Consider the following 7,951-nt stretch of genomic DNA (forward strand, 5'->3'; position numbering starts at 1 on the left):
CATGACCGAGATATTAACGCTAGTAAAAACATTTTGGCCGCAGGACTTGCGGTGTCAGTCTGTAGAGCGACCATAAGACCAGAACAGAGTAAATCTGTTAAGGCCGGTGCGGAACCCCGCAAGGGAAAGAAGCAGAAACCCAAATCGTGAGGTTTGGGAATCACCGTCCGTTTACGGCGGTGAGGATGTCAACCATTTGTTAATGATCGCTAATGATTAGACAAACTAGGTTTTCAGCAAGCGGTTTCGAGACAGCGAACCCGTGATTTTCCCGGTTGATCGTTGATCGAGCCTCCACGGGCCTTTTTTTGGAGTTGATCGAACCATGTTGCAAGGATGGATTCAAATCGCGCTCACGATCCTGATAATCGTGGCAATCACCCCCTTTTTCGGGCGGTATATGGCTAGGGTGTTCATGGAACGGAGAACCTTACTCGACCCACTGTGCGATCGAACCGAGAGTCTTCTTTACACCTTCGTCGGGGTGAAAGGGAAAGAGAATATGACCGGCTGGCAGTACGTCCGCGCCGTTCTCTACAGTAATGCGGTGATGGCAATTCTGGTTTTTTCCCTGATTGCCGGCCAAGGATTCCTTCCCCTCAACCCGACCGGAATCCCCGCCCCCACTTGGGACACCACGCTACATACTGCCATCTCCTTTATCACCAACAGCGACCAACAGCATTATTCCGGAGAAACCACCCTCAGCTACGGGAGTCAGATCTGGGGTCTCGGCTACCAGATGTTCACCTCGGCCGGAACCGGTCTAGCGGTGGGGATTGCCTTTATTCGGGGACTGACGGGGCGACCGTTGGGCAATTTCTACGTGGATCTGATCCGAGCGATCACTCGTATCCTCTTACCGATCTCGATCGTGGGGGCAATTGCCCTGATCATCGCCGGAGTCCCGGAAACCCTCGCGGGCCCGGCGATCTTGCCGACGCTAGAAAACCCCAACCTGAGTCAGGCGATCGCCCGCGGTCCGGTGGCCCACTTCGAGATTATTAAGGAATTGGGAGAAAACGGCGGCGGCTTTTTTGCCAGCAACTCGGCCCACCCCTTTGAAAACCCGAACGGATTCGTCAATCTGGTGCAGTTGGTAGCGATTCTCTCGATTCCCACCTCCCTAATCTATACCTACGGGGTTTTCGCCGATAATCTCAAGCAAGCTCGGTTAATCTATCTAATTCCCCTAGGTATCTTCATCGGCTTTACGATCATCACAGCGATCGGGGAATATAACGGCAACCAGGCGGTTAACTCCCTGCTAGGGGTGGAGCGAGCGGTTAACTTCGAGGGCAAAGAAGTGCGCTTCGGTTGGGCGCAATCGGCCCTGTACGCGGTAACTACCACGGCCACCATGTGCGGTGCGGTGATCGCCATGCACGATTCCTTGATGCCGAACGGCGGCTTCGCCACCCTCTCGAATCTGTTCCTGCAAATAGTCTTCGGCGGCCAGGGAACCGGCACCGCCTACCTGTTTGCCTATCTGATCCTGGCGGTATTCGTCACCGGGCTAATGGTGGGGCGAACCCCCGAATTCCTCGGGCGCAAAATCGAGAAACGGGAAGTGGTGTTAGCGAGTTTTTTAATTCTGCTGGTTCACCCGATCGCCATCCTCATCCCCGGAGCGATCGCCCTTGCCTTTCCCGACTTTCAGGGCATTAGTAACCCCGGCTTTCACGGATTATCTCAAGTTATCTACGAGTACGCTTCCGCCGCCGCCAATAACGGGTCGGGATTCGAGGGACTGGGGGATTCCCAACCCGGGCCGATCGCGATCGCGGCTGGGGCGAAACCGACGATTACCGCTCTCTGGTGGAATCTGAGCGCCTCCTTGAGTTTACTCGCCGGACGGTATATCCCGAGCGCCGCCCTGCTCTTGTTAGCCGATGGGATGTCCCGCAAACAACCAGTTCCCGCCACCACCGGAACCCTCCGCACCGATACCGGACTCTTTACCAGCGTGACGGCGGGGGTGATTTTAATTCTCGGTGCGCTCACTTTCTTGCCGATATTAGCCCTCGGGCCGATCGCGGAAGCCTTTCAAATCACCCGGATGATCGGCTAGGAGTTTAGATAATTTATGAGAATGAACAAAGGAAATTCTAAATCCTCTCGCCCTTTGCGAGTGCCGAGAGGTCGCCGGGACGACCGCCGCCACACCCCCAAGGTAAACCGGACAGGTCTCTATCAACGCGCGATCCAGCAGTCCTTCCTCAAACTCGACCCGCGCATCGCCGTGCGTAACCCGGTCCTGTTCGTGGTCTGGTTAGGAACGATCGTCACGGCCCTGGTCACGATCGACCCGCATCTATTCGGCAGAATCGCCGGGGATAGGGGACAACAACGGCTACTTAACGGCATCATCACCCTCATCCTCTTCTTCACGGTGCTGTTCGCCAACTTCGCCGAGGCGGTCGCCGAGGGACGGGGAAAAGCCCAGGCCGATGCCCTGCGCTCCACCCGCAGCGACACGATGGCCCGGAAAATCCTTGCCGACGGCTCGATCGAGTCGGTCAGTTCCACGGCCTTGGGTCGGGGCGATCGGGTAAAACTGGTGGCCGGGGACGTGATTCCCGCCGACGGGGAAGTGATCGAGGGAATCGGTTCGGTGGATGAATCGGCGATCACCGGAGAATCGGCCCCCGTCCTCAAACAACCCGGAACCGACATCGCCAGTTCCGTCACCGGCGGCACCAGGCTTCTCTCGGACGAGTTGACGGTGCGGATCGCTCAAGATCCCGGCCGGGGTTTTATCGATCGCATGATCTCCCTTGTGGAAGGGGCCGAGCGCACGAAAACCCCCAACGAGATCGCGCTGACGGTACTTCTGGCCGTGTTAACCCAAGTCTTTTTAATTGTCGTCGCCACGATTCCGCCGATCGGGAACTATATCGCCGGTTTCCTGGAAACGAGTCTCGGGCCGGCGGTTGCGGATACCTTTCGGGCCGGTTCCAGTATCGCCATCTTGATCTCCCTCCTCGTCGCCCTCATTCCCACGACGATCGGCGGTTTGTTGAGCGCGATCGGCATCGCCGGCATGGATCGTGTGGCTCAGTTTAACGTCATCGCCACCTCTGGGCGCGCCGTGGAAGCCTGCGGCGACGTCAATACCCTCCTTCTCGACAAAACGGGAACGATTACCCTCGGAAACCGACTGGCTGACGAATTTATCCCCGTGAACGGTCATAACCTCGAGGAATTAGCCCGCATCTGTCTAGCGGCCAGCCTTTTCGACGAAACCCCGGAAGGACGCTCGATCGTTGCCTTAGCCCGGAATTTGGGCGCGAACCTCTCCATCGATGGCCAACCCGGCGAGGGAATCGAATTCTCCGCTCGTACCCGCATGAGCGGCACCGATATGGACGGCGAGGAATACCGTAAGGGAGCCGTAGACGCGATTAAAGGTTTCGTCCGTTCCCGCGGTGGTTCCGTTCCCGAGACCCTCGATCAGGCACAGGAAAGGGTTTCCCGTTTGGGGGGAACTCCCCTCGCCGTCTGTCGGGGTAACGATATCTACGGGGTGATCTATCTCAAGGACATCGTGAAGCCGGGATTAAAAGAGCGTTTCGACCAATTACGGCGCATGGGTGTGAGAACGATCATGCTCACCGGCGACAACCAGATCACGGCGGCGGTGATCGCGGCGGAGGCGGGGGTGGATGATTTTATCGCTGAGGCCACCCCGGAAGATAAGATCGAGGTGATCCGTCGCGAGCAAGCCAAGGGCAAGTTAGTTGCCATGACGGGAGACGGAACCAACGACGCACCCGCACTGGCCCAGGCTAATGTCGGTGTGGCGATGAACTCCGGAACCCAAGCGGCGAAGGAGGCGGCCAATATGGTGGATCTGGATTCTGACCCGACCAAGCTGATCGATTTAGTCACCATCGGCAAACAGTTATTAATTACCCGAGGCGCCCTGACCACGTTTTCGGTAGCTAACGATATCGCTAAGTATTTCGCTATTATCCCGACGATTTTCGCCGCTGCTGGGATCGGTGCTTTAAATATCATGGGTTTGAAAAGCGCTCAATCGGCGATCGTCTCGGCCCTGATCTACAATGCCCTGATTATCCCTGTTTTGATTCCTCTGGCACTTCAAGGCGTTCAATTTCGCCCCCTTACTGCCGACCAACTATTGCGGCGCAATATCCTTATCTACGGGGTGGGAGGCATGATTGCGCCGTTTATTGCTATTAAGATTATTGATGAGATAATTTCAGCGATCGGGTTGAGGTAATGGGAAAATCTGCAATATTTAAGCCTAGTTTATTCGGATTGAAGCACTCGAATCGGGATTTTAACCAAAAAGAAACATGGGGTAAAAATCAATTTAATTCCTCATTTCCAGCTTCTTTGTGCGCTTACTTGGATTGGAAAGGACTGAAAAATGTATATCTGAAACTCGATGAAAATTTAAAAATTCAACCTGCGGAGTTAAGTACACAAGAGTTATACGGTCTAGCTCCCGATTCCGATAATTTATTTTACGCTTTCGAGAGTCAATTTACGCCGTATAATCAATTTGTAATCGGTAGTTTGCCTAGAGTCGATCTAGTAACCCAGAGAATAGATAACGGTAATTGTCTTCGAGGTCTGGAAATTAAATTAACCGCTTTACCAGACAATACAACTTGTGACTTAGAAGATATTCGCTATGGATGTGAAATAGTGGTTAGACCAGATACCATTGTGTATCTCGCCTGTAGTATCATTAATCACATTAGGCAAAATATACAAAAAATGCAGGAGATTATCGGTAGTGATTTCGATTCTATTCAAGACTGGACAGAACCGAGAGAGGTAATGCCTTATTTACTATCAATAGTTGGCGTTATTGACCGACTATCGCTTGATTTATTGCCCTATCAACAACCATTTTTAATACAGCCGATCTGGAAAACGGAAGGCAAATCTTCAAGATTGGCAGAGCAATGTTTAGATGTGTTCGTTTGGAGCGATCTAGCCTTCACTCGGCTATTCGCAGATCTGACTAAATTTGAAGCGAGAATAGAAAAAAGTATTTCCAGACAAATACGTTCTGCGATATGGCTGTTCAAAATGCTTGACGATTTCAGCAAACAGGAGCGCATCAATCATAGAAAAATAATCGATCAACTTTCTTACAATACAAAAAACGATAAAGCGTTTGCATTAAGCGGCAAAATTACCAACCAGTATATGCGTTCAGAAATTTTGCATCGACCCAGAATTAACAAATCAGAAATCAGAGAAATTATTTTAGGAGGTGGACAAAATTTATTGAGTCCTGAAAGGCGATTTGATGCTATTATTTATAATTCACCTGATTTGTTCAATTTAGAGGAGGGAGCAAAATGATCACAATCGATTTATTCGCTGGTTGTGGTGGTTTATCTTTAGGTTTCCAGAAAGCGGGGTTTACTATTGTGGCCGCATTTGATAACTGGATACCTGCTATAGATGTCTATAGAAATAACTTTAGTCATCCGATATTTAATGTCGATTTATCTAGAGAATCTAGCCAAGAAATATTTGCTCAATATAATCCTGAGATTATTGTCGGCAGCCCTCCCTGTCAAGACTTTTCCAGTGCGGGTAAGAGAGACGAGGGTTTAGGACGAGCGAATCTAACGCTCACATTCGCTGAAATTGTCACTAGAGTAAGTCCGCAATGGTTTGTTATGGAAAATGTGGACAGAATTGAGAAAAGTAAAATACTCACTCAAGCAAAACAAATTTTAAAAAAACATGGTTATGGTTTAACTGGAAAAGTGATTAATTCTTGTTACTGCGGAGTTCCTCAAACTAGAAAAAGATATTTTCTGATCGGTAAAATGAACGAAGAAGATGATTTTTTAATCGATGAAATCAATGAAAATCTATCAAGTAAACCTCTGACTGTATTTGACTATATGGGCAAAGAATTAGACATAGAATACTATTATAGACATCCTAGAAGCTATCAAAGAAGGGCGATATTCAGTATTTATGAACCTAGCCCTACTATTCGAGGAGTAAATCGACCAGTTCCCAAAACCTATCGACAACATCCCGGTGATGCTTGTCATCTTAAGGAAAAACTAAGACCGCTAACAACGAGCGAGCGAAGCTATATCCAAACTTTTCCTAAAGACTTTATTTTTACAGGAACAAAATCTAATCTAGAACAAATGATTGGCAATGCGGTTCCTGTTAATCTGGCCAGATATGTAGGCCAATGTATTCTTAACTATGAATTGAAAAAGGGGAACAAGACAACCTATCGACAACTACAGCTATTTTCTTGATTTACTGGCAAAAACAAATCTCCAAAAACCTCTAATTCTTATGAAAGCAGCCCCTATAAAATACCGATTTTTCTGGTATATTTTCTTAAATTTCTGTCTGACAATTCTTTTCTCCTCCATCGTTCAAGCTTCTACGGGAAGCACTATCGATAGGTGGCAAGCTTCCGCGTTAACCCTTTTAGGATTAGTCGCCTTTGCTTTATTTATCTATCTGTTCTTGGTCATCTTTATACCAGAGAGGTTTTAATTATGAGTTTTGCACGCGAGGCCGGTAGAGCCATCCGTTCTACCCTAGTTCTCTGGGTGATCACTGCGCTGATCTATCCTTTCTCGATGATCGCCATCGGTCAAATTCTTTTTCCCTGGCAAGCGAACGGGAGTTTGATCACCAATAATCAAGGTCAAGTGGTGGGTTCGGCTCTAATTGGGCAACCTTTCACCAGCGATCGCTATTTCAATAGTCGTCCGAGTACCACCGCCTACAGTACGGCCGATCCGAAAAACGATCCTAACAAAGTCCTGCAAACCGGAATTTCGGGAGCGAGTAACCTAGCTCCCAGTAACCCCGTGTTGATCGATCGCATTAAAGGAAAACCCGATCCCGATCCGGCAAAAGCTATAGAGGGGGAGATTCCCCGATTAGAGAAAGCGACAATTAAACCCACTGCGGATCTAGTATATACCTCCGGTTCCAGTCTCGATCCTCATATCACCCCAGAGGCTGCCAGAGCGCAGATCGAGCGGGTGGCGCGGGTGCGGGGATTACCGCCAAATCAAGTGGAGATCCTCGTTACCAAAAACACCGATGATCGCTTTCTCGGCATTTTCGGCGAACCGGGGGTTAACCTGCTGAAACTGAATTTGGCTCTAGATGCGATCGCAAATACCCGATAGTACCGGGAAATTCGGTGAGTCGGATAAAGATAGAGACTCTTTTTTGTATCCACAATTGGAACAGATTTTGCTACTGGGGAACCATCTATCAGCTACGATTAACTCCGCACCATACAACTGAGTTTTTTTGTTGGCTTTTGAAACTATTTCAATAACTTGAACCTCCTTCTGAAGTGCGGAATGTAGCCCTCTAAAATACCTCTGAGGGGGTTGCGGGCTTTTTCTTCTAATTTTTTACCTCGCACCCAAAGGACAGTACAAAATCCGAAGATAACTAGCCAAAATAGGGATATTGATTGCCATTCCCAAGATAGGCGATGATACAGGGCAAAAGAGGTAAACCCAAATACAATGGGAAACGAACAAAACCAGGGAAAAGCTAAAACCGACAAGAATCGCACCCATAGCCAATATATTTTTTCTTTAGCTTGATACCAAATCCCCAAACCAAAGCCAATAGCCGCAGCCCCAGCCCCAGCCACAGCCATAGCCATAGCCACAGCCCCAACCCCAGCCCAAAACACAGATCGAAAATATAGAAACACAACCGTCTCCCGATCCAGAGGCACGGCCAGAAAAATAGCCACCACATATATAGCCACAAACGCAACATACACAACCACAGCCACACATATAGCCTTATATAGGGTTTGCTGAATAAAGCTAAAAACCTTACAGGAAAAGGCTTTTAGCTAGATTGAGAGTCGCTCAGGTGCCCCTGAATCTGCTAAAATTACTCAAAACCCTTGCATCTTCTCTCCTTAGTACCAATGTATCGCAAG

At 49.2% G+C, this 7,951-nt stretch carries 8 protein-coding genes and 1 pseudogene; 7 read left to right on the forward strand and 2 right to left on the reverse strand.

All coding sequences use genetic code 11. The features are described from left to right. The 7 genes and pseudogenes from IM479_RS06910 to kdpC all read left to right on the forward strand — a co-directional run. Positions 1–150: pseudogene (locus IM479_RS06910) on the forward strand (RNA-guided endonuclease TnpB family protein); the annotation flags it as partial. 175 nt (positions 151–325) lie between these two features. Next, a complete protein-coding gene (kdpA, locus tag IM479_RS06915) occupies positions 326–2,071 on the forward strand; it encodes a potassium-transporting ATPase subunit KdpA (protein WP_287686322.1) in 1,746 nt (581 codons plus the stop codon). Positions 2,072–2,086: 15 nt separating this feature from the next. Continuing rightward, positions 2,087–4,246 (forward strand): potassium-transporting ATPase subunit KdpB, encoded by a 2,160-nt coding sequence (gene kdpB, locus IM479_RS06920; RefSeq protein ID WP_287686324.1) that lies wholly within the window; start codon positions 2,087–2,089, stop codon positions 4,244–4,246. Then, the gene (locus tag IM479_RS06925) at positions 4,246–5,346 is read left to right on the forward strand and encodes a HindVP family restriction endonuclease (protein WP_287686326.1); all 1,101 of its coding nucleotides are present in this window, start codon (positions 4,246–4,248) and stop codon (positions 5,344–5,346) included. The genes kdpB and IM479_RS06925 overlap by 1 nt, the downstream gene beginning before the upstream one ends. After that, entirely contained in the window at positions 5,343–6,275 is a 933-nt protein-coding gene (locus IM479_RS06930; protein WP_287686328.1) for a DNA cytosine methyltransferase, read from the forward strand. Before IM479_RS06925 ends, IM479_RS06930 begins: the two co-directional genes overlap by 4 nt. A 40-nt stretch (positions 6,276–6,315) precedes the next feature. Beyond that, positions 6,316–6,522: a potassium-transporting ATPase subunit F gene (locus IM479_RS06935; protein WP_287686330.1), complete on the forward strand. Its 207-nt coding sequence runs from the start codon at positions 6,316–6,318 to the stop codon at positions 6,520–6,522. A gap of 2 nt (positions 6,523–6,524) precedes the next feature. Next, on the forward strand, positions 6,525–7,169 hold the full coding sequence (gene kdpC, locus IM479_RS06940; protein WP_287686332.1) for a K(+)-transporting ATPase subunit C: 645 nt from the start codon (positions 6,525–6,527) through the stop codon (positions 7,167–7,169). Here the strand turns inward: kdpC and IM479_RS23010 are convergent. Together IM479_RS23010 and IM479_RS06950 are read right to left on the reverse strand one after the other, a co-directional pair. Continuing rightward, complete coding sequence (locus tag IM479_RS23010) at positions 7,143–7,400, reverse strand: zinc ribbon domain-containing protein (protein WP_502845699.1); 258 nt, start codon at positions 7,398–7,400, stop codon at positions 7,143–7,145. The two genes, kdpC and IM479_RS23010, sit on opposite strands and share 27 nt — an antisense overlap. Next, on the reverse strand, positions 7,313–7,798 hold the full coding sequence (locus tag IM479_RS06950) for a hypothetical protein (RefSeq protein ID WP_287686334.1): 486 nt from the start codon (positions 7,796–7,798) through the stop codon (positions 7,313–7,315). Before IM479_RS06950 ends, IM479_RS23010 begins: the two co-directional genes overlap by 88 nt. Between the last annotated feature and the right edge of the window lie 153 nt (positions 7,799–7,951).

The organism is Microcystis sp. M165S2, assembly GCF_020245885.1.
Classification (GTDB): domain Bacteria; phylum Cyanobacteriota; class Cyanobacteriia; order Cyanobacteriales; family Microcystaceae; genus Microcystis.